The organism is Burkholderia gladioli (assembly GCF_000959725.1).
GTDB lineage: Bacteria > Pseudomonadota > Gammaproteobacteria > Burkholderiales > Burkholderiaceae > Burkholderia > Burkholderia gladioli.
In genome coordinates this window covers 3,870,105-3,892,721 of record NZ_CP009323.1, presented here as the reverse complement: position 1 = coordinate 3,892,721, position 22,617 = coordinate 3,870,105, and the positions used below count along the sequence as shown (strand labels likewise).

Here is a 22,617-nt window from a genome sequence, read left to right as displayed (position 1 = left end):
GGGTCGTGGCCGCCCGCGCGGCGGGCGGCAAACGCCAATTGTAGCCGCAGCGGCCGGGGTTCCGGACCTGGCCCTGTCCTTGCTGGCGGCAGGCGCCGGCAAGGCCCGCGAGCGTCTATTGCTCGGCGGGAAAATGGATGCTCGCGACCGGCGAGAAATCCCTGGGATCGCGATCGATCAGCCGCTCCGGCGAATAGTCGGCGAGCAGGCCGTCGCGACGCTGGTGGACCAGCTCCTCGGCCACCAGGCGCCCCAGCAGCGGGCCGAGCGTCATGCCGCTATGCGTGGCGACCACGTAGGCGCGCTGCCGCGCGGTGACGAAACCCACCGCGGGCAGGCCGTCGGCCGGCCGCGAGCGCTGGCCGACCGAGAGGCGCTCGATGCGCGCATGCCCGGTATTGGCGAACAGGCGGCGCAGGCGCGCCAGCATCTCGCGCCCGACGTAGCCGTCGACGGCGGCCTGGTGGACGGGATCGGCGCGATCGTCGAGATCGGTCGCCTGCAGCAGCAGGCGGCCGCCGCCGTCGGGCCGCACGTTCAGCTCCGGGCCGATCAGGTTGGCGCGCAACTGCACGAATTGCGGATCGGTCGAGGCCAGGAAGCCGCAGGCGCGCTTGTCGGGCCGGTTGGCGTCGAGCATGGCCAGCGACACGCCGAGCGCAGGCATCAGCTCGGGCGTCCAGCGGCCGGTGGCGAGCACGCAGTAATCGCCTTGCCAGCGTTCCCCCGTCGACAGGTCGAGCGTCACACCTTGCGGCGTCTCGGCGATATCGACCACCGAGACGGACTCGCGCAGCACCGCGCCGTGGCTGCGCGCCTCGGCCCACAGCCGCGCCATCAGGATCGACGGCGAGACCAGCGCCTCCTCGGCGAAATACCGGATCGTGCCGCTGCGCGCGTCGATGCGCAGCTCGGGGATGCGCTGCTGCAAGCTTGCACGCGACACTTCCTCGACGGCATAACCGAGCGCCTTCAGGGCCGTTGCGCGCGCATCGAGCTGCGCCTGCCTGGCCGCGTCGATCGCCCATTCGTAGGTGCCGCACACGTCCAGCCAGCGGGCCTCGCCGGCGCCGCCGTCCTGCAACGCGACATGCTCGGCCATGCCGGCGCAGTTGAGCGCGTGGTAGCTCTCGGGTTGCTTGCCGTTCGAATTGATCCAGGCGAAAGTCGTGCTGCTGGTGCCCGAGCCCAGGCGCGACTGCTCGAGGATCGACACCTGGGCGCCGAGCCGGGCCAGCGAACGTGCCACCGACAGGCCGATCACGCCGGCGCCGATCACGGCAATACGGGGAGTGCTTGAATTCATGGGATATGCGCCTCAGAGGTTCTGCGTCAGACCCGACCAGACGATTTCCAGTTCCAGCGCGATCGAGCGAGCCAGGCCGTCGAGCCCCTGGAACAGCGAGGCATTGGTGATGTTCATGCGGTACAGCCACTTCATCGCGTCCACCCGCAGCGCGCCGGGCAGCACCAGCTTGTGCAGCAGTTCCTCGTCGCTGTCGTAGCCGTCGAGGATCGCCTGCAGCGGCTTGTCGATCACGCCCGGCAGCACGAAGGTGCCCGACTGCGACACCAGCCGCTCGTCCATCGCGCTGGGCTCGCCGGACCAGAGAATCTCGTTGGTATTGGACAGGAAGTATTTCTGCAGGTTGTCGCCCACGCGCGGATCGATCACGTCGCGCGACAGGCCCGGGCGCGGCTTCGGCACGGCCCGGTTGTTCCAGAGCGCCGGCGTGTTGAGCGCGAAGATCGCCGCGTCGCCGGTGGCGCGCTCCAGCGCGAAGAAGGCCGCCACGAAGGGGCTCTTGGTGAAGTCGAGCAGCCGCGTGGGCGCGCCGTGGTGCTGCATCAGGGCGAGGCAGCGCAGGTCGTCGTCGAGCGTTTCGGGGTGGGGCAGGAAGTTGTGGGCCTTGCGCCGGAACACGCGGATCGCGCGCTCCTCGCGCGAAGGCCATTGCCGGCGGTCGGGGACGTAGTCGCGCAGGTAGCGCGACAGCGAGCTCTCCAGGCGCCAGTCGGCGTTCTGCTGGCCGCGAAAGGCCCAGCCGTCGAGCTCCGTCGCCAGCGCCATGAATTGCTGCCAATCGGACAGTACCGTGGTCTGCATGCTCTCCTTCCTGTGGCGTGATCGATGCGGAGGCCGCCCGCTCATGCCCGACGATTATCGTTGCGCCGCGTGACGTTTCGCAACCCGGAGTTGGCAATCGGCGCGATTCGCGGCGAAGGCCACGGGCAAGTGGGCGAGTCTTTAGGAAATTAATATTATTAGTCATAATCGCGAACCGCCGTCGCTGCGATTCGGCCTTGCGCAGCCCGCCGCGCCGATGCCGATCAACTCAAGCCGGCCTCGATCGCAGCCACTGCATGCGAGGGCGCCGAAATCTCCTGCGCCCTCGTTTTTCCTGCGCCAGTCAAGCAATCAGACCGACCTGTCATTTCCCTCGACCGGGCCCCGCGAGTCCGCCGCGGCAAGCGAAGGTCATTCCAGGCAAGCCTAGGGGATTGTCCCGACTCGTAAATCCGGGTTCGCAGGAAATATTATTAGTAACAAATATCGCTCATGAATATTGCCTGATCGACGGGTTCCCCGATCGGAGCCGGCCGGGCGGGCAAGCCAGATGAAGGGCCGCGACAGGCGGCAAGCGATCGTCGCGACGCGAACATGCGTCGCGGCGGTTCAATCCATGACAGGCGCGCGGCCGGCGAGGGGGCTTTCCGGCGCGGCGCGCAAGGGCAGGGCCGGCATCGCATTCGTGCCACCTGCTTTCCAGTCTCTTTTCGCTTCTTGATTCTGCTTCGACGATCGCGGCCCCGGCTTGCCGCGATCGGCAGTCGTGTGTGGATCGTCATCAACGCGCGTCGCTCGTCGCATCCAGCGAGTCGGGCGGCGCCGCATCGATGCATGGCTTCATCAGCAAGGCGTGTGCGGTTCTGCAGCGGTATCGCGTGACAGATACTTCGGAAAACTTACTATTTGGGATCGACGGAGGATAGGGCTATGTGGAAGCGGAGTGAATTGAGCATCGCGCTGGCGGCGATGACGATGGCGCTGGCCGCCTGCAATGGGGATTCGGACGGCGGCAGCTCGCTGTCCCTGAAGCAGAATTCGCAAGGCGAGAGCCAGGCGCAGAACGGCGCGTCGGCCAGCACCGGCGGCGCGGCCGCCGCCGCGGCCACGCCCTTGCCCTGCGATACGCTGGCCTCGGCGGGCACCGCCTGTTCCGCGGCCCACAGCGTGACGCGCCTGCTGACCAAGGGCTACACCGGCCCCTTGTTCCGCGTGCTCAACCTGAGCAGCAACGCCGAGACGAATATCTTTCCCTACGCGGCCAATTCGGGCGTGACCGCGAACCTGGTCGGCACCACCAACCTCGATGCGCTCAAGCGGGCCTGCGGCAGCGATGCCAGCGGCTGCGTGGTCGACACCATCTACGACCAGATCGACCTGGTCGCGCCGCTGCAATCGGCCGGCAAGTACGGCAACGTGGCCGCCACCCTCAGCGTGGTGAACAACCAGGCGCAGACGCTCACCATCAACGCCACCGGCCAGAGCGTGCCGGTCACCGGCGGCTTCGCGCAATTGCCGCTGCCCGGCGGCGGCAAGCTGACGGTGCAGGTGCACCGTCCCTCGGTCAACTTCCCGAGCCTGCTGAACAATCCCGTGCCGACCAACCAGGCGATCACGATCGGCAACGACCTGCCGTTCGCCGGCGACAAGGCCCCGGCGACCCTCCGCCTGGTGTCGCTGCCGGGCGGGCGCACTACGGTGGCGCTCGACATCCAGGCGCGGCAGTCGTATCGCAATCGCATCGGCACCGTGAACCAGTCGATCGGCGACACGGAAATCGCCGAATACATGGTGGCCGGCGCGGCCCTGCCGTTCGGCGCGACCTCGTCGTGCTGCGGCACCTACGGCAACATGGAGGACAACTCCAGCGGCAGCTTCCAGGGCAGCGGCACGGTTCCGCCCTCGGGCGGCTCGATCCCGGGCGACCCGGTGCTGGTGGACGGCAACGGCAGCAAGGGGCAGATCGAGGGCATGATGTTCGGGCTCGCCTATGCCAGCGGCAACGCGGCCGTGTTCGGCTACGGCCCCGGCTACAAGAACGGCGGCCCCTCGTATTCGGCCAACAACACCGGCGTGAACTGGCCGGGCGTCGACGCGGAAGCGGGCGTCTATCTCTACGGCCCCAAGCAGCCGCTGACCACCGACTTCGTGACCGTGCTGGCGAAATACTCGCCGCAAGGCCAGGCGAACCGCTTCGCGGTGAAGGGCGGCGATTCGGCGCAAGCCACGCTGACCTCGGTCTATGACGGCGTGCCGCCCGAGGCGGTCGACTTCTTCAACGATACCGGCCATCGCCTGCTGGGCCGCTGGGAAGGCGGCCTGTCGCTGGGCGAGGGCGGCGACGAATCGGATGCGCCGATCACCTTCTACGAAGGCGCGATCGTCACGAAGATGAGCTCGGACAAGTCGGACAACGCGATCCAGGGCAGCATCCAGGGCTTCTACGGCCCGGCCGTCGACACCACGGCCGCCGCCTGCCAGGCCAACAACCTGCTCACGCAGCCGCTCGCGCTGGCCAACACCTCGGCCTGGTCGACCGGCAGCGGCGGCTCGGTGATCGGGCTGAGCACCGACATCTCCGGCCAGACCAACCATGCCGCGGTGATCGGCAATGCCAGCGGCAGCCCGTTCGCGCAGATCAACCAGTGGATCAAGGTGCAGGGCGGCCAGAGCTACACCTTCACGGACTACCTGCCGGCCAGCTCGGGCCAGACCATCTTCCCGGCCTTCTCGGTGCAGACCGACGACGGCAACCAGACCGAATTCGCGGGCGTGCTCAACACCAACAACGGCGTGATCGTGCCGGGTTCGTGGAGCACCGGGAATTCGACGCTGTCGACCAGCAAGGTGGGCAACTGGTGGAAGGTCAGCATGAGCTTCACGGCGCCCTCGGGCTCGTCGAACGCGCACATCTTCCTCGATCCGCGCACCTCGAACGCCTCGGGCGCGCGCAGCAACCAGAGCGTCAACGACGACCTGTCGGCGACGCACTACTGCCCGGGCCTGTCGATCGCGGCGCGCTGAGGAAGAGGCGAAAGCCGAGGAAGGCGCCCGGAGCGAGCGAGTCGATCCGGGCGCAGCGCGGGGCCGATCCGTTGCATGAGGCGGATCGGCCCCGCGTCACATGCCGGTTCGCAAGCCGCGCGTGATCGTCGGGCTGGAAAGCGCCGCTCGAAGATCTGGCGCGAAACGTCAGGCGCGAAATTCAGCCCAGAAACGTCAGGCCGCCGTGCCGGGCCGTTTCAGGCCGAGATGCTCGCGCAGCGTGCTGCCCTCGTAATCGCCGCGGAACAGCCCGCGCTGCTGCAGGATCGGCACCACGCCGTCGACGAAGTCCTGCAGGCCGCCCGGCAGCACGTCGGGCATCAGATTGAAACCATCGGCCGCGCCGGCGCGGAACCAGCGCTCGATATCGTCGGCGATCTGCTCGGGCGTGCCGACCAGTTCGCGATGAGCGCCGCCGCCGCGCTCGCCGCCATCCTCCCAATCGTCCGCCTCGCCCGGCGCTTCGCCGGCCTCCACGCCGAGCCGCTGCGCGAGGCGCTTGCGTCCGCGCGGCGGCGGCACCAGCTCGGCCAGCTCGCGGCGGCGCCGCCGCGCCTCGGCCTCGGTGCCGCCGATGCAGGTGGCCAGGCCCGGCAACATACGCAGGCCGTCGGGATCGCGGCCGAGCGCGCGGGCGCGCTGCCTGAGGCCTTGCGCGTCGGCCAGCGCCTGGTCGAGCGAGCGCGCCGCGCTGAACACGGCTTCCGCGTGACGCGCGGCCAGCGCGCCGCCGTCGCGCGCGGCGCCGGCCTGCATCAGCACCGGGTGCCCCTGCGGCGAACGCGGCTGGTTCAGCAGGCCGTGCACCGAGAAGAATTCGCCGCGATGCCGCAGCGGCCGCAGCTTGCCGGTATCGACGAAGCGCCCGCTGCGCGGGTCGGCCACCAGCGCGTCGTCGTGCCAGCCGTTCCAGAGCCCCTTGACCACCTGCGCGCATTCGTCGGCGCGACGGTAGTGGCTGGCCGGGTCGGCCGTCGCGTCGAGGCGGTAGCTGCGCGCCGCGCGCGGGTCCGGCGCGGCCGCGATGCTCCAGCCGGCCCGCCCGCCGCTGAGCAGGTCGAGCGAGGCGAAGCGGCGCGCGATGTTGTAGGGCTCGTCGTAGCTGGTCGAGGCGGTCGCGACCAGGCCGATGCGGGTGGTCGCGCAAGCCACCGCGGTCAGCACCAGGGTCGGGTCGAGCGCGGCGACCGGGCCGGCATCGAGGCCGTCGACGGCGAGCGAATCGGGCAGGAAGATCGCGTCGAACCGGCCTTCCTCGGCGATCCGCGCGATCCGCACGTAATGCTCGATGTCGACGAAGCCGCGCGGTGAGTTTTCCGGCATGCGCCAGGCCGCGGGCGCGAAACCCTGCGGCCAGGCGTTGACGTGCAGGTGAAGCTGGCGGGGTGGCGGGGCGGTCATGGGCTGGCTGGCGGTGAAGGCTGCTGGACAATCGGTGAAGGGACGCCCGGGCGCCGCGGCGCGAGACGCTCGCGACGGCACGCGGCCGCTGCGAGCGCACGGCGCCGAAGCGCCGGCTTCGGCGTCATCGCGTGCCGAAGCCGGGCTTGCCGTGCCGGCGCCGCGCGCGGGCGCGCGGCCGATGTCGGGCGGCAGCGCACCGCCGCGTCGACCGGCGCGCGGCGCGCGTGTCGTGGTTCATGCCTCATTGCCGAAACGCTCCATCAGGTTCGCCAGCTCGTGCGCGTCGAGGCCGGCCAGCTCGAAGGCGGGCGCCGCGGCCGCGGCGGCCGGCGCCGTCGCCAGTTGCGCCTCGAACAGCGCCAGCAGCCGCTCGACCGAAGCCGGCGCGAGGCGCGCCTCGTCATACGCGCAGCGCAGCGTCAGCCCGGTGTCGTCGCGCAGCAGCTGCAAGGCCAGCGCACGACGCGCGTCGGGCACCAGCAAGGCCCCGGCCGGCCGTTCGACGAAGCTGCCGAGCGAGGCGAGGCCGTCGCTCAGCATGGTGCCGCCGCGATCCTCGTATTCGACCGCCACCTCGGCCGTGCCCGGCATGTCGGACGACATGTCGGGCGGCATGGCGAGGCAGGCCGCGATCCGCTCGCCGAGCGCTTCGCGCGTCGCCTGCTCGTCGACGTCGAAGTGCAGCGCGTGGATCTCGGTCAGGCAGCCGAGCGTGCGCGACAGATCGAGCGGCGCCGCGGCCGTGGCACGCAGCGCCAGGTCGAAGGCGACCTCGACCGCGCCGGACCAGCGGGCCAGCGCCGTGGACAGCGCCGCCAGCAAGGCGATGGGCGCGCCCGCCGCGCCGGGCTCGAACAGCGAGCCCGCGGCGCCGGCGGCAAGCCGCGCCTCGGCCGTCGATACCCGAAGCGCGGCCGCTTGCGTCACCGCCTCGCGCCACGGCGCCGCGAGCCGCGCGGCCCATTGCGCGAAGGCGCTGGTCTTGAGCGGCAGCAAGGGTTCGCGGCCGGCCAGGCATTGTGTATAGGCGTCGTACAGATCGCGGACCAGGATCGGCCAGGCGGCGCGATCGAACACCAGCGCGTGCGCGATCAATACCAGGCAGGTTCGCCCGTCCTCGCTCGCGTAATGGCCGACCCGCAAGCGCGGCGCCTGCGCGAGATCGGCGACCTGCGCGACGCCTTGCTCGATACGGGCCGCCAGTTGCGCGGCGTCGAGCGGCATGTCGGCCTGGTCGTCGAGCACGTTCCGCGTCGGCTCGCCGTGCTGCTGCGTCCAGCCGCCTTCATGCTTCGCGAAGCCCAGCCGCAAGGCGTCGTGATGCGCGAGCAGGGCGGCCACGGCGGCGGCCAGCGCATCGCGATCGAGCCGCGCGCGCGGCTCCAGCTTCAGCACATGCACCGCTTCGCGGGCCGATGCCGCCGTCTCGGCGCGCGCCAGCCAGTGCCGCTGGGCCGGCGTCGGCGGCAAGCCGCCGCCGACGCTGCCCTGCTCGGCATGCACCGTGTCGCTGGCTTGCGCGAGCCGGGCGAGGCCGGCGATGGTCGGCGCGCGGAACAGGTCCGGCGCGGCCAGCACCAGGCCTGCGCGGCGCGCGCGCTCGGCCACGCCGATGCTGAGGATCGAGTCGCCGCCGAGCTGGAAGAAATTGTCCTGGATGCCGATCCGCTCCACGCCGAGCACCTCCGACCAGATCCGCGCCAGGCGGCGCTCGATCGGCGAGACGGCGGCCACGAAGGGATCCGCCTCGTCGCGCGCGACCACGGGCGCCGGCAGCGCGGCGCGGTCGAGCTTGCCGTTCGGGGTGAGCGGCAGCGCGTCGAGCGTGACGAAGTGCGCCGGCACCATGTAGTCGGGCAGCACGGCGGCCAGCGCGGCGCGCCAGGCCGGCGCGCCGCTCGCCGCGGCGGCACCGGCCATGCCGATCCCGGCCGTATCGGCGACCTCGGCCAGCTCGTCGCGCATCGCGGCCTGATCGCCCCCGGTATCTCCAGCGATCTCGGCCGCCGGTACCACATACGCCACCAACTGCTGCTGGCGCACCACCACCGCGGCCGCCCGCACATCCTCACGCGCCAGCAGCGCCGCCTCGATCTCGCCCGGCTCGATCCGGAAGCCGCGCAGCTTCACCTGCATGTCGAGGCGCCCGAGATGCTCGATGCGGCCGTCCGGCAGGTAGCGCGCGCAATCGCCGGTGCGATACATGCGCTCGCCCGGCAGCGCCGAGAACGGATCGGGCACGAAGCGCTCGGCGGTGAGGCCGGCGCGTGCCAGGTAGCCGCGCGCCACACCCTCGCCGCCGATGCAGAGTTCGCCGCGCGCGCCCGGCGGCACCGGCTGCCCCCAGGCATCGAGCAGGTAGACGCGCGTATTGCCCAGCGGCCGGCCCACCAGTACGCGCTCGCCGTCGCGCGCGAGGCGGCTGGCGGTCGACCAGATGGTGGTCTCGGTCGGCCCGTACAGGTTCCAGACCGAGGGTGCGTGCTCGAGCAGGCGCGCGGCCAGGTCGCGCGGCAGCGCCTCGCCGCCGCACAGCACCGACAGCTCGCCGATCCGCCCGGGCAGGCCGTGGTCGGCCAGCGCGCGCCAGGTGACGGGCGTGGCCTGCATCACGGTCGCGCCGCTGGCGTCGACCAGCGCGCTCAGCCGAGCCGGGTCGGCCGCGCTCTCGCGCGGCGCCAGCACCACCTGCGCGCCGCAGGTCAGCGGCGCGAACAGTTCCAGCCCCGCGATATCGAAGGACAGCGTGGTGACGCTCAGCAGCGTGTCGCCGGGGCGCACCATCGCGTGCTCGCCGATCGCGGCCAGGAAATGCACCAGGTTGCGATGGCTGACCATCACGCCCTTGGGGCGACCGGTGGAGCCCGAGGTGTAGATCACATAGGCCAGGTCCTGCGGCCCGGCCAGCGGCGCGGGATTGGTTTCGGGCTCGGCGTCGAGCGGCTCGGTGTCGAGCCAGAGCGTGAGCAGGCCGCTGCCGGGCGCGGGCAGCGGCAGCCGCTCGCGCAGCGAGGACTCGCTCAGCAGCACCGCCGGCGCCGCGTCCTCCAGCATGTAGGCCACCCGATCGGCCGGATAGGCGGGATCGATCGGCACATAGGCGGCGCCCGACTTCAGCACCGCCAGCAGCGCCGCCACCATCTCTACCGAGCGCTCCACGCAGATCGCCACGCTGCGCCCCGGGCCGGCGCCCAGCGCGCGCAGCCGGTGCGCGAGACGGTTGGCGCGTGCGTTGAGCGCGGCGTAGTCGAGCGAGCGCGTGCCGTCGCCGACCGCCGGCGCGGCGGGCGTGGCGGCCGCCTGGCGCTCGAAGCACTGGTGCAGCGTGGCGTCGCGCGGGTAATCGAGCGCCGTCTCGTTCCAGTCCCGCAGCAACTGCCTGCGCTCGGGCGCGTCGAGCATCGGCAGCGCGCCGATCGCCTGGCGCGGATCGGCCACGATCGCCTCCAGCAACCGCAGGAAATGGCCCGCCATGCGCTCGATGGTGGCGTCGTCGAACAGATCGGTGCTGTATTCGAAGCTGCAGTTCAGGCGTCCGTCGTGCTCGGCCGCGTACAAGCTCAGGTCGTACTTGCTGGCCGGCATCGCCGGGGGCTCGGCGCGCAGCGCCAGGCCCGGCAGCGCGCGCGCGGCGGCCGGCGCGTTCTGCAGCACCAGCATCACCTGGAACAGCGGCGTGTGGCTGAGGTCGCGCTCGGGGTCGAGCGCGTCCACCACCTGCTCGAAGGGCACGTCCTGGTGCGCGTAGGCCGCCAGCGCGACGCGGCGCACCTGGGCCAGCAGCGCGGCGTAGCTCTCGCGCGGATCGATCCGCGTGCGCAGCACCAGGGTGTTGATGAACAGGCCGATCAGCGGCTCGAGTTCGGCGCGCTGGCGGTTGGCCACCGCGGTGCCGAGGCTGATGTCGTGCTGGTCGGCGTAGCGCATCAGCAGCACGCGCAGCGCGGCATCCAGCGTCATGAACAGCGTGGCCTGCTCGCGCTGGCCTAGCGCGTGCAGCGCGGCCAAGGTCGCCGCGCCCACCGTGAAGTCGTGGCTCGCGCCGTGGTGGCGCTGCACGGCCGGGCGCGGATGGTCGAGCGGCAGGTCGAGCAGCGCCGGCGCGCCGGCCAGTTGCCCGCGCCAGTAATCGAGCTGCCCCTGCAGGCGCTCGCGGTCGAGGCGGCGACGCTGCCATGCGGCAAAGTCGGCGTACTGCACGGCCAGCGGCGCGAGCGGCGAGGCTTCGCCGCGCGCCAGCGCGGGGTAGAGCGTGGCGATCTCGTCGAGCAGCACGCCCAGCGACCAGCCGTCCGAGACGATGTGGTGCAGCACCGCCACCACCAGGTGCTCCTCGGCGGCGAGCCGCAGCACGCGCACCCGCAGCAGCGGGCCGCGGCCCAGGTCGAAGGGCGCGAGCGCGGCCTCGCGGGTCAGCTCGCGCGCCCGCGCCTCGGCCTGTTGCGCCGGCAGGTGGTCGAGCGCCACCAGCTCGAAGGGCAGCGCGATGCGCTCGGCCACGCGTTGCACGGGCGTGCCCTCGTGCATCTCGAAGCGGGTGCGCAGCGGCTCGTGGCGCGCCACGATCGCCTCGAAGGTGGCGCGCAGCACCGCCGCGTCGAGTTCGCCCTCGAGTCGCGCGGCGACCGGCACGTGATAGGCCGGGTTGCCCGGCTGCAGTTGATCGAGGAACCACAGCCGCTGCTGGGCGAAGGACAGCGGCAGCGGCGCGTCGCGATCGACGGGCTCGATCGGCTCGTCGCGCGCGGCCGGCTCGGCCTGGTCCAGGCGCTGCGCCAGCGCTGCCAGCGTGGGCGCCTCGAACACCGCCGCCAGCGGCAGCTCGATGCCGAGTTCGCGTCGCAGCCGCGACACCAGTTGGGTGGCCAGCAGCGAATGGCCGCCGAGTTCGAAGAAGTTGTCGTGGCGGCCGACGCGCGCGGCCTGCAGCAGCTCGGCCCATTGCGCGGCCAGCGCCTGTTCGCGCGGCGTGGCCGGTGCCGCGTAATCGGCCGAGGCGGCCGAGGCGGCCTCGTCGACCGGCGCCGGCAGGGCCGCGCGGTCGAGCTTGCCGTTGCGCGTGAGCGGCAGCGCTTCCAGCGCGACGAAGCGCGACGGCAGCATGTAGTCCGGCAGCCGCGCGGCCAGCGCGGCGCGCCAGCCGGCGCGAGCGACACCATCGGCGCCCGCGCCCGGCGCCGGCACCACGTAGGCCACCAGCCGCGTGTCGCCGGCGCGCAGCTCGCGCGCCACCACCACGGCCTCGCTCACGCCGGGCAGCGCCGCCAGCGCCGTCTCGATCTCGCCGGCCTCGATGCGAAAGCCACGCACCTTGAGCTGGTTGTCGATGCGTCCGAGGTACTCGAGGCGCCCGTCGGGGCGCCGACGCGCGTGGTCGCCGGTGCGATACATGCGCGCGCCGGGTCGCGCGGCGAACGGATCGGGCACGAAGCGCTCGGCGGTGAGGGCGGCGCGCCCGAGGTAGCCGCGCGCCAGGCCCTCGCCGGCGATGTGCAGCTCGCCGGTGGCGCCTTGCGGCACCGGCTGGCCGAAGGCGTCGAGCAGGTAGATCGCGGTATTGGCCAGCGGCCGGCCGATGCAGGACGCGTCGCGCGCGTGCGCCACCGGTTCGGTGGAGGACCACACGGTGGTTTCGGTCGGGCCGTACATGTTCCAGATGCGCGGCACGTGCGCCAGCAGCCGCTCGGCCAGCTCGGCCGACAGCGCCTCGCCGCCGCACACCAGCCGCAGCGGCCGCGGCAGCGCCGGCCAGCCATGCTCGACCAGCATCCGCCAGGTGGCCGGGGTGGCCTGCATCAGCGTCACGCCGTGACGCGTCATCAGCTCGGCCAGGCGCGCCGGATCGTCGGTGTCCGCGCGCGGCGCGTAGACGGTGCGCGCGCCGCAGAGCAGCGGCAGGAAGAGATTGGGGATCACCAGGTCGAAGGCCAGCGAGGTGACGCTGAGCATGGTGTCGTCGGCCGCGATGCCCGGCTCGGCCTGCATCGAGCGCAGCAGGTTGACCAGCCCCGCGTGCCGCACGCCGACGCCCTTGGGCACCCCGGTGGAGCCCGAGGTGTAGATCAGGTAGGCCAGGCCGTCCGGTGCCTGGCCGCGACGCGCCTGCAGCGCGGCGGCATCGAGCGGCTCGGGCCAGGCCTCGGGCTGGTCGATGCAGAGTGCGGGAATCGCCTCGCCGGGCACCGCCTCGCGCAGCGCGAGCTGCGTGAGGATCAGCTTCGGCGCGGCGTCGCCGACGATGAAGCCGAGCCGCGCCGCGCCCACGTCGGGGTCGAGCGGCACCCAGGCGGCGCCGGTCTTCATGATGCCGAGCACGGCCACCATCATGTCGGCCGAGCGCGCGCAGAACACCGCGACGCGATCCTCGCGGCCGATGCCGCGCGCGAGCAGCGCCGCGGCCACGGCCCCGGCGCGCATATCCAGCTCGCGGTAGCTCAGTCGCGTCGCCTCGAACTCGATCGCGACGCGCGCCGGCGTGGCGGCGGCCTGCGCCTCGAAGCGCGTGATGCAGTCGAGCTCGGGCAGGGGGCCGGCCGTGTCGTTCCATTGCGCCAGCGCCAGGCGCATCCCGGCCGCGTCGACCACGCCCAGCGAAGCCACCGGCGCGGCCGGCGCGGCCACGATCGAGCGCAGCAGCTCGGTGAAGTGACGGCCGATCCGCTCGACCGTGGCGGCGTCGAACAGGTCGGTGTCGTATTCGAGGCCGCAGGCCAGCGTGCCGTCGCCCTCGTTCTCGGCCACGTTGAGCAGCAGGTCGCACTTGGCCGTGGCATTGGCATTGCCGCGCATGCGCAGCGTCAACCCCGGCATGGCCGGCGTGTCCATCGGCGTGTTCTGCACGATCAGCATCATCTGGAACAGCGCCTGGTGGCTCAGGCTGCGGGTGGGCGCGAGCGCGTCCACCACCTGCTCGAAGGGCAGGTCCTGGTGCGCGTAGGCGTCGAGCGCATGCTGCCGCACCTGGGCCAGCAGCGCCTCGAACGAGGCCAGCGGGTCCACCTGGGTGCGGATCACCAGGGTGTTGACGAACAGGCCGATCAGCGGCTCGATCTCGGCGCGGTTGCGGTTGGCGATGGCCGTGCCCACGCTGATGTCGCGCTCGCCCGAGTAGCGGGCCAGCAGCACGTCGAAGGCCGCCATCATCAGCATGAACAGGGTGCTGCCGGTGCGCGCGCAGAGCGCGCGGATCCGCGCGCTCAGTTGCGCGTCGAGCACGAAGCCGAGCTGTTCGCCGTGATGCCCGCGGCGCGCCGTGCGCGGCCGGTCGGTCGGGAAGGCCAGCAGCGGCGGCGCATCGCGCAACTGCGCGCTCCAGTAGGCGAGCTGGCGCTGCATCACGCCGTCGGCCAGCCAGCCGCGCTGCCAGGCCGAGAAGTCGGTGTACTGGAGCTCGAGCGGCGCCAGCGGCGAGGGCCGTCCCTCGGTATAGGCGGTGTACAGCGCGGCCAGCTCGCGCATCAGCACGCCGATCGACCAGCCGTCGGCGACGATATGGTGCAGCGTCAGCAGCAGCACGTGCTGCTCGGCCTCCAGCGCGATCAGGCTCGCGCGCAGCAACGGGCCCTGGCCGAGGTCGAAGGGCCGGCGCGCCTCCTCGGCCGCCAGCGCGTCGATGCGCGCCTCGCGGGCCTCGGGGTCGATCCCGCCGAGCTCGTGCAACGGCAGCGTCAGCCGCAGGCTCGGCGCGACCTGCTGCACCGGCACCCCGTCGCGCTCCACGAAGCGCGTGCGCAGCGAGGCGTGGCGCGCCACGATCGCCTCGAAGGCGCGGCGCAGCGCGTCCAGGTCGATGCGCCCGCCCAGGCTCAGCGTGACGGGGATGTTGTAGAGCGGGCTGCCGCGTTCGAGCTGGTCGATGAACCACAGCCGCTGCTGGGCGAACGACAGCGGCGCGCTGTCCTGCCCGGGCTGCGCGACGATCGCCGGCAGGTGCGTGCCGCGCTGCTCGCGCGCCAGTTCGTCGATGCGGCGCGCCAGGCCGCGCAGGGTCTTTTCCTCGAACAGCGCGCGGATCGGCAGGTCCACCCCGAAGCTCGCGCGTGCCTTGGAGATCACCCGCGTGGCCAGCAGCGAATGGCCGCCGAGCGCGAAGAAATCGTCGTCGACGCCGCTTCGCGCGATGCCCAGCACCTCGTTCCAGATACCCGCCAGCAGTTCCTCGGTCGGGCTCAGCGAGACCGCGCGCGCGGCCGGGCCGGCGGCGGCGGGGTCGAACTCGGGCGCCGGCAGCGCGCGGCGGTCGAGCTTGCCGTTCGGCGTGACCGGCAGGCGCGCCAGGCGCACGAAATGCGAGGGCAGCATGTAGTCGGGCAGGCTGCGCGCCAGCTCGGCGCGCCAGGCGGCCGCCTCGGCGGCGTGCTCGCGGGCGGTCGCGCCGGTCATGTCCCCGCCGGCTTTTCCGGCGATTTCCCCGGCCTCGCGGGTCTCGTCCTCCCGCTCGGCATCGGTGCACAGATAAGCCACCAGGCGCGGCTCGCCGGCCGCCGTGGCGTGAACCGCCACCGCGGCCTCGCGCACGCCCGGCAGCCGGCTCAGTGCCGCCTCCACCTCGCCCGGCTCGACCCGGAAGCCGCGCAGCTTGAGCTGCGCGTCGTTGCGGCCCAGGTAGTCGAGCTGGCCGTCGGGCAGCCAGCGGCCCAGATCGCCGGTGCGATAGAGGCGCGCGCCGGGCTGCCGCGCGTGGGGATCGTCGATGAAGCGTTCGGCGCTGAGCGCGGGCCGCCCCAGATAACCGAGCGCGACCTGCGCGCCGCCGATGCAGATCTCGCCGGGCATGCCCGGCGGCAGCGGCCGCAGGCGCGCGTCGAGCACGTACAGGCGCGTATTGGGCAGCGGGCGGCCGATCGAGGGCAGCACGGGCCAGTCGGCCACCGCCTCGGGCAGCGCCAGGGCCGTCACCACGTGCGACTCGGTCGGCCCGTAGTGGTTGTGCAGCCGGCAGCCGGGCAGGCGCGCGAACCAGGCCGAGATGGCCGGCGTGATGCGCAACTGCTCGCCCGCGACGATCACCTCACGCAGCGCCGGCGGCTCGCCACCGGCCGGCTCGCCGAGTTGCGCGGCGGCGCTGGCCAGGCCGTGCAGGGCCACGTAGGGCAGGTAGAGCCGCTCGATCCGTTGCGCATGCAAGTGTTCGAGCAGGCGCGGGAAGTCGATGCGCAGGTCGCGATCGACCAGGTGCAGCTCGCCGCCCGAGCACAGCGTGCCGAAGATTTCCTGGAAGGCCACGTCGAAGCCGAGCGCGGCGAACTGCAGGGTGCGCGCGGCGAACTCGCCGCCGGGCGGATGCTGGCGGATCTGCCAATGGATCAGGTTGGCCAGCGCGGCATGCGGCATGGCAACGCCCTTGGGCTGGCCGGTCGAGCCCGAGGTGTAGATCACGTAGGCGGCCTGGCCCGGGTCGCTGGCCGCGCTGGGCGGCGTGTCGCTTTCGTGGGCGGTGTCGCGGCCCTGGTCGTCATCGTCGTTGGCAACGGCCGGCGCGATCGCCAGCAGCGGCAGCCCGGCCGGCGCGAAGCCGGCCACCGTGGCGTGCTGCCCGGCGTCGGCGAGGATCGCCGCGGGCCGGCTGTCGGCCAGCATGTAGGCCAGGCGCTCGGCCGGGTAGTCGGGATCGAGCGGCACGTAGGCCGCGCCGGCCTTGAGGATCGCCAGCAGGCCGATCACCATCTCCGGGCCGCGCCCGGCGCAGATCGCCACGCGCGCGCCGAGCCCGGCGCCGGCCGCGCGCAGCCGGTGCGCGAGGTGGTTGGCGCGGGCATCGAGCCGGGCGTAGCTCAGGCGCTGTGCCTGGTGGACCACGGCGATGCGTTGCGGCGTGCGCGCGGCCTGCTGCTCGACCATATGATGCAGGCAGGCCTCGCGCGGATAGTCGGCCTCGCCGTTGAGGCTGCCGACCAGGCGCTGCCAGCTTGCATCGTCCAGCAGCGGCAGGCTGTCGAGCGGCACCTGCTCGGCGTCGGCGGCCCGCGCCATCGCGCGCAGCACGCTCAGCAGGCAATCGACATGGGTGCGCGCGGTGGCGGCGTCGAACAGCGCGCTGGCGTATTCGAGCGCGCCGACGAAACCCTCGCCGCTGTCGCGCAGGTCCAGCAGCAGGTCGAACTTCGCCGAGCGCTGGTCGGTACCCACCACCTGCAGCGCGAGCGAATCGAAATCGAGCGCGCCGCCGTCCTCGCCCTGCCAGGCGAACATCGCCTGGAACAGCGGGCTGTGCGAGGGGTCGCGCTCGGGCTTGACCAGTTCGACCACCTGCTCGAAGGGCAGGTCCTGGTGCGCCTGCGCCTCCAGCGTGCGCTGGCGCACGCGGCGCAGCAGCTCGGCGAGGCTGGCCTCGCCCGGCAGGTCCAGGCGGATCGCCAGGGTGTTGACGAAGAAGCCGATCAGCCCGGCCAGCTCGGGCCGCGCGCGGTTGGCCGCCGGCGTGCCGATCACCACCTCGCGCTGCTCGGCCAGGCGCGAGAGCAGCAGCGCCCAGCCCGCCATCACGGTCATGTAGGGCGTGGCGCCGTGGCGGCGGCCCAGTTCGGCGAGCGCGCGTGCCAGCGGCGCGTCGATGCGCACCTCGACCGCCGCGCCGGCATGGTCCTGGTGCGCCGGGCGCGGACGATCGGTGGGCAGGGTCAGGCGCGCGGGCGCGCCCGCCAGCGCGCGCTGCCAGTAGGCGGCGTGCTCGCGCAGCGTTTCGCCGGCCAGTTGCGCGCGTTGCCAGGCCGCGTAGTCGGCGTACTGCACCGGCAGCGGCGCGAGCGGATCGGGCGCGCCGCGCCGGCGGCCCTGGTAGAGCGTGCCGAGTTCGCGCGTGAGCACGCCCATCGACCAGCCGTCCGAGACGATGTGATGCAGGGTCAGCAACAGCAGATGATCCTGCTCGCCGAGCCGCAGCAGGCGCGCGCGCGCGAGCGGGCCGCGCGCCAGGTCGAAGGGCGCGGCCGCTTCCTCGGCGACGAAGCGTTCGAGCGCGGCGGCGTCCCCGGCGAGTTCGGGGCGATCCTCCACGGCCAGCGCGAAGTCCTCGGCCGGCAGCACCACCTGGCTCGGTTCGCCGTCGTGCTCGACGAAGATGGTGCGCAGCGCCTCGTGGCGGGCCGCCACGCGCGCATAGGCCCATTGCAGCGCGGCCGTGTCGAGCGCGCCGCGCAGGCGCAGCGCCACCGGCATGTGATAGGCGGCGCTGCCGCCCTCGAGCTGGGCGATGAACCACAGCCGTTGCTGGGCGAAGGACAGCGGGGCCGGGCCGGTGGCGGCGCGCGGCGTGATGGGCTGTTCGAGGCGCGGAACCGCGCTCGCGGCCGCCGCCGCGACCTCTGCCTCGGCCTCGCGGCGCGCGCCGTCGATCCGCGCGGCGAGGCCGGCGATGGTGGGCGCGTCGAACAGCGCCTGCAGGTCCAGACGCGCCTGCAGCGTCTGGCGGATCGTCGCCACCACCTGCACGGCCAGCAGCGAGTGGCCGCCGAGATCGAAGAAATCGTCGTGGATGCCGATCGGCGCGATGCCGAACTGGGTGCGCCAGATCTCGGCGAGCGCCTGTTCGGTGGCGCTGGCGGGCGCCACGTAGTCGACCGCCAGCGCCGGGCGGGCGGCGGCTGGCGTGCTGCCTTGCGAGCCGGTCGACGAGCCGGTTTGCGCGTCATCGCCCGCGCCCTGGCCTTCGCCGCGCAGCGCCCGCGCGAGCCGCGCGGTGCCGGCCGCCACCGCCTCGTAGTCGAGCGGCGTGACGATCGCCTGCACCGGCCGCGCGCCGAGCAGGCGCTCGAACAGCAGTGGGCCGTCCTCGGCCGCGAGGCAGTTCGACAGATAGAGTTCGAGCTGGTCGCGGAACGCGGCCGGCACCTCGATGCGGCGCGCCATGCCCACCTCGCGCCAGGTGTTCCAGTTCGCGGCGATGGCCTTCACGCCGCGCGCGCGCAGCGCCTGCGCCCAGCTATCGAGCACGGCGTTGGCCGCGCAATAGGCCGATTGCCCGTCGATCGGCGCGAACGCGGCCAGCGAGGAGCAGAGCAGCACGAAATCGGCGCGCGCCAGATCGAATACGGCGTCCAGCACGCGCAGCCCGGCCGTCTTCGGCGCGAACAGCGCCTCGGTATTGGCGGGCGTTTCCTCGGCGATGCGCCGGCCGCCCGCCACGGCGGCCGCGTGCACCAGGCCGTCGATCGCGCCGAAGCGCGCCGTGGCCGTCCGCGCCACGCGCGTCATGGCTTCGCGATCGGCGACGTCGGCGCTCAGGTACTGGACCTCGGCGCCGAGCGCGCGCAGCGCGCGCAGCCGCTCGATCGCGGCGGCCGGCGCGTCGCCTCGCGGCGCGCCGGCGAGATAGGCGTCCCAGGTTTCGGGCGCGGGCAGCTCGCTGCGGCCGACCAGGGTGAGGCGCGCGCCCGGCGCGCTGCGCGCCGCGTGCTCGGCGAACAAGGAGCCGATGCCGCCCGCGCCACCGACGAGCAGGTAGTGGCCGCCCGGCTTCAGCACGCTGGCGGCAGGCGCGGCCAGCGGCAGCGGCTCGACCGCCTGAAGCCAGCGATGCCGGCCACGCAGCGCCACCACCGGCTCGGTATCGGCGGTGTCGACGACCGTCGTCAGTTCCGCGCCCAGCAACTCGCGGCCGGCCGCGTCGAGCACGGCGCCCGCGCGCAACTCGACATCGACCAGGCGGCAGCGCAGGTGCGGATATTCGAGCGGGATCACGCGGCAGGGGCCGGCCATGGCCGCCTGCTCGGGCAGCAGGAACTCGTCGCCGCTCACCGCGTGGATGCCGTTGGCGGCCGCCGTCAGCAGCACCGGTGCCTCGGCCAGCGGCCCGAAGGCGCGCGCAATCGCATGCAGGCCGTGCACGCCGTCGAAGCGGTTCGCCGTATCCGCGGCGGCCGCCTCCGGATCGACCAGCCCGGCCAGATAGCTGATGCGCGCGGGCAGCCGGCCCGCGGCGCGCAGCGCCTCGGCCAGCGCCGCGTAATCGGCCTCGCCGGCCGGGTCGATGGCGTAGGCCTCGCCGCCGCCGGCGAAGGCCGCGGCCGGCGTCACCACCACCAGGTCCTCGCCCGCGGCGCGCAGTGCGTCCACCAGCGGCGCCGCGCGGCCGCCGCGATCCACGAACAGCAGGTGCACGCCGTCGCCCGCGCGCGCGGCGGCCGGCGCGCCGGTGCCGCGTCGCCACGACGGCGCGAAGAACCAGCGGCCCGGATCGGCCTGCCGCCCCGCGTGACGGCGCGCGCCGCGCGCGGCCGCCGCCGGTGTCTCCTCGAGCGGCTCGCGCGCGGTCTCGGCCTCGACCCAGTAGCGCTGGCGCTGGAACGGGTAGGTGGGCAGGGCGATCCGTTGGCGCCGCTCGCCGCCGTAGTAGCGTTGCCAGTCGATCTCGACGCCATGACGCCACAAGCCGCCGAGCGCCTCGCGCAGGCTCTGCTCGGCCGAGCTCGAGGAACGGCGATGCGGCAGCGAGGCGAACGCGGCCGGCAGGCCGCGCGGCCCGAAATGGGCGCGCGCGAGGCCGCCCAGCATCTGGCCCGGGCCGACCTCCAGCAGCACGCAGGGGCCGCCCGCGGCCAGCGTGTCGAGGCCGTCGGCGAAGCGCACGGTGGCGCGCAGGTGCTCGACCCAGTAGGCGGGATCGGTGGCCTGGCGGGCCGTCACCCAGTCGCCGCTCAGGTTCGATACCCAGGGCAGGCTCGGCGCGCGCAGCGCCACGCTGTCGAAGGCGCGGCGGAACGGGCCCAGCACCGGGTCCAGCAGCCCCGAATGGAAGGCGTGCGAGGTGGCGAGCGGCTGATGGCCGATCGACAGGCCGTCGAGCCGGGCCGCCAGCGCCGCCAGCGCCGCCGGCGTGCCCGACACGCTGCAGGCGGCGGGGCCGTTCACGGCGGCCAGCCACAGATCCTCGCCGAGCAGCGGGCGCAGCTCGGCCTCGCCGGCGTGCACCGCCAGCATGCCGCCGACGCCGGCCAGGCGCTCGATCAGCGCGCCGCGCGTGGCGACGATGCGCAGCGCGTCGTCGAGCGCGAACACGCCGGCCAGGCAGGCCGCCACGTACTCGCCCACGCTGTGACCGAGCATGCCGGCCGGCTCGATGCCCCAGGCCTGCCACTGGCGCGCCAGCGCGTATTCGACGGCGAACAGCGCCGGCTGGGTGAGCCCGGTGCGTTCGAGCCGCGCGCGGGCCGCTTCCGGGTCGGCGCCGGCGGCGGGATAGAGCGCGTCGCGCAGGTCCAGGCCCAGCATCGGCTCCAGCACCGCCGCGCAATGGTCGATCTGCTCGCGGAACACGCCGCCGCGCTCGTAGAGCGCGCGGCCCATGTCCGGGTGCTGCGCGCCCTGGCCGGGGAACAGAAACATCACGCGCGAGCCGTCCTCGTCGCGCGCCTCGGGCGCCGCGTCCGCCGGCGCGGGTCCGTCCAGCGCGCGCAGCGCCTCGTCCAGGTCGGCGGCCACCACCGCGCGGCGCTGGCCGAAGCGCATGCGGCCCACCTGGGTGGTGTAGGCCAGGTCGGCGAGATAGGCGCCGTGGTCCGCGTCGGGATGCGCGGCGAGGCGCGCGCGCAGATGCTCGCGCAGCCCGGCCGTGGCGGCCTCCAGCGCCTCGCCGCCGCGTGCCGACAGCAGGATCAGGTGGTGCGCGTGGCGCGCGGGCTCGACGGGCTGCGGCGGCGCCTCCTCCAGCACCAGGTGCGCGTTGGTGCCGCCGATCCCGAACGAGCTGACGCCGGCACGGCGCGGCACGCCCTCGGGCGTCGGCCAGGGCGCGGTGCGCGCGGCCACCGCCAGCGCGCTGCCGGCGATCTCCAGGTGCGGGTTCGGCGCGCTGAAATGCAGGCTGGCCGGAATCTGCCGGTGGCGCAGCGCCAGCGCGGTCTTGATCAGGCCGGCCACGCCGGCGGCCGCGTCGAGGTGGCCGAGGTTGGTCTTGACCGAGCCGATCGCGCAGACGCTGCCGTTTGCGCGCGGCTGGCCATAGACGCGGCGCAGCGCGTCGAACTCGATCGGGTCGCCGAGCGTGGTGGCGGTGCCGTGGGTCTCCACGTAAGACACCGAATCGGCCGCGACGCCGGCCGCGCCGAGCGCCTCGGCGAGCACCCCGGCCTGGCCCTCGGCGCTGGGCGCGGTGAAGCCCACCTTGTTGGCGCCGTCGTTGTTGATCGCCGAGCCGCGGATCACGGCATGGATCGTGTCGCCGTCGGCGCGCGCGCGCTCCAGCGGCTTGAGCACCACCACGCCCAGCCCGCTGCCCGGCACGGTGCCGCTGGCCTGGGCGTCGAAGGCGCGGCAGTGGCCGTCGCGCGAGCGGATGTCGCCCTCGGCATGGCGGTAGCCCGGCACGCGCAGCACGTCGATCGACACGCCGCCGGCCAGCGCCATCTCGCACTCGCCCGCCAGCAGGCTCTGGCAGGCCAGGTGGATCGCCACCAGCGAGGTCGAGCAGGCGGTCTGCACCGTCACCGCCGGCCCGCGCAGGCCCAGGTGATAGGCCACGCGGCTGGCCAGGAAATCGCCGCCGTTGCCCAGCGTGAGCTGCATCGGCGTGCTGTTGCGCAGGGTGCCCGGGCTGCGGCTGAGCTGGTGGAAGAAGTAGCCGTTGAAGGCCAGCCCGCCGTACACGCCGATCGGCCCGGCGTAGCGCGAGGGGTCGCAGCCCGCGTGCTCCAGCGCGGCCCAGGCGGTTTCCAGGAACAGGCGCTGCTGCGGGTCGGTCAGCTCGGCCTCGCGCGGCGTGAAGCCGAAGAAACCCGCGTCGAAGCGGTCGATGTCGGGCAGGAAGGCGCCCACCGGCACGAAAGCCGGATCGGCGAGCAAGGCCGGGTCGACGCCGGCCGCCGCGAGTTCGGCCGCGTCGTAGCGCCGGATGCTCTCGACGCCGTCGCGCAACTGCTCCCAGAAGATGTCGATGTCCTGCGCTCCGGGGAAGCGTCCGGCCATGCCGACGATCGCGATGCTGAGCGCGTCGTCGGACGGAAGGGAATCGTGATGGTCGGTCATGGTCGGTCTGTCGAGTGTCTGGATCGGTGTTCGGGGGCGATGTCGATGCGGGGCATGGATGCGGCGGCTGGCGCGGCGGACGCGGCCGCTAGCGGCGCGAACGCGGATTCGGCCGCGGGCCTGGCCGCAGCCCCGGGGCG

At 73.2% G+C, this 22,617-nt stretch carries 5 protein-coding genes; 1 reads left to right on the top strand and 4 read right to left on the bottom strand.

Annotated features, from left to right (window positions below; translation table 11 throughout):
- Positions 1-115: 115 nt before the first annotated feature.
- Both BM43_RS34050 and BM43_RS34045 read right to left on the bottom strand, forming a co-directional pair.
- Positions 116-1,306: an NAD(P)/FAD-dependent oxidoreductase gene (locus BM43_RS34050; protein ID WP_036051413.1), complete on the bottom strand. Its 1,191-nt coding sequence runs from the start codon at positions 1,304-1,306 to the stop codon at positions 116-118.
- Between the two features lie 12 nt (positions 1,307-1,318).
- Positions 1,319-2,107 (bottom strand): FRG domain-containing protein, encoded by a 789-nt coding sequence (locus BM43_RS34045; RefSeq protein ID WP_013698133.1) that lies wholly within the window; start codon positions 2,105-2,107, stop codon positions 1,319-1,321.
- A gap of 891 nt (positions 2,108-2,998) precedes the next feature.
- Here BM43_RS34045 and BM43_RS34040 point away from each other — a divergent pair.
- The gene (locus BM43_RS34040; protein WP_036051415.1) at positions 2,999-5,092 is read left to right on the top strand and encodes an arabinofuranosidase catalytic domain-containing protein; all 2,094 of its coding nucleotides are present in this window, start codon (positions 2,999-3,001) and stop codon (positions 5,090-5,092) included.
- Positions 5,093-5,287: 195 nt separating this feature from the next.
- Here the strand turns inward: BM43_RS34040 and BM43_RS34035 are convergent, their stop codons facing one another.
- Both BM43_RS34035 and BM43_RS37740 read right to left on the bottom strand, forming a co-directional pair.
- Positions 5,288-6,514 (bottom strand): NtaA/DmoA family FMN-dependent monooxygenase, encoded by a 1,227-nt coding sequence (locus tag BM43_RS34035; RefSeq protein ID WP_036051416.1) that lies wholly within the window; start codon positions 6,512-6,514, stop codon positions 5,288-5,290.
- A gap of 237 nt (positions 6,515-6,751) precedes the next feature.
- A complete protein-coding gene (locus BM43_RS37740) occupies positions 6,752-22,477 on the bottom strand; it encodes a hybrid non-ribosomal peptide synthetase/type I polyketide synthase (protein ID WP_052409215.1) in 15,726 nt (5,241 codons plus the stop codon).
- Positions 22,478-22,617 lie beyond the last annotated feature (140 nt).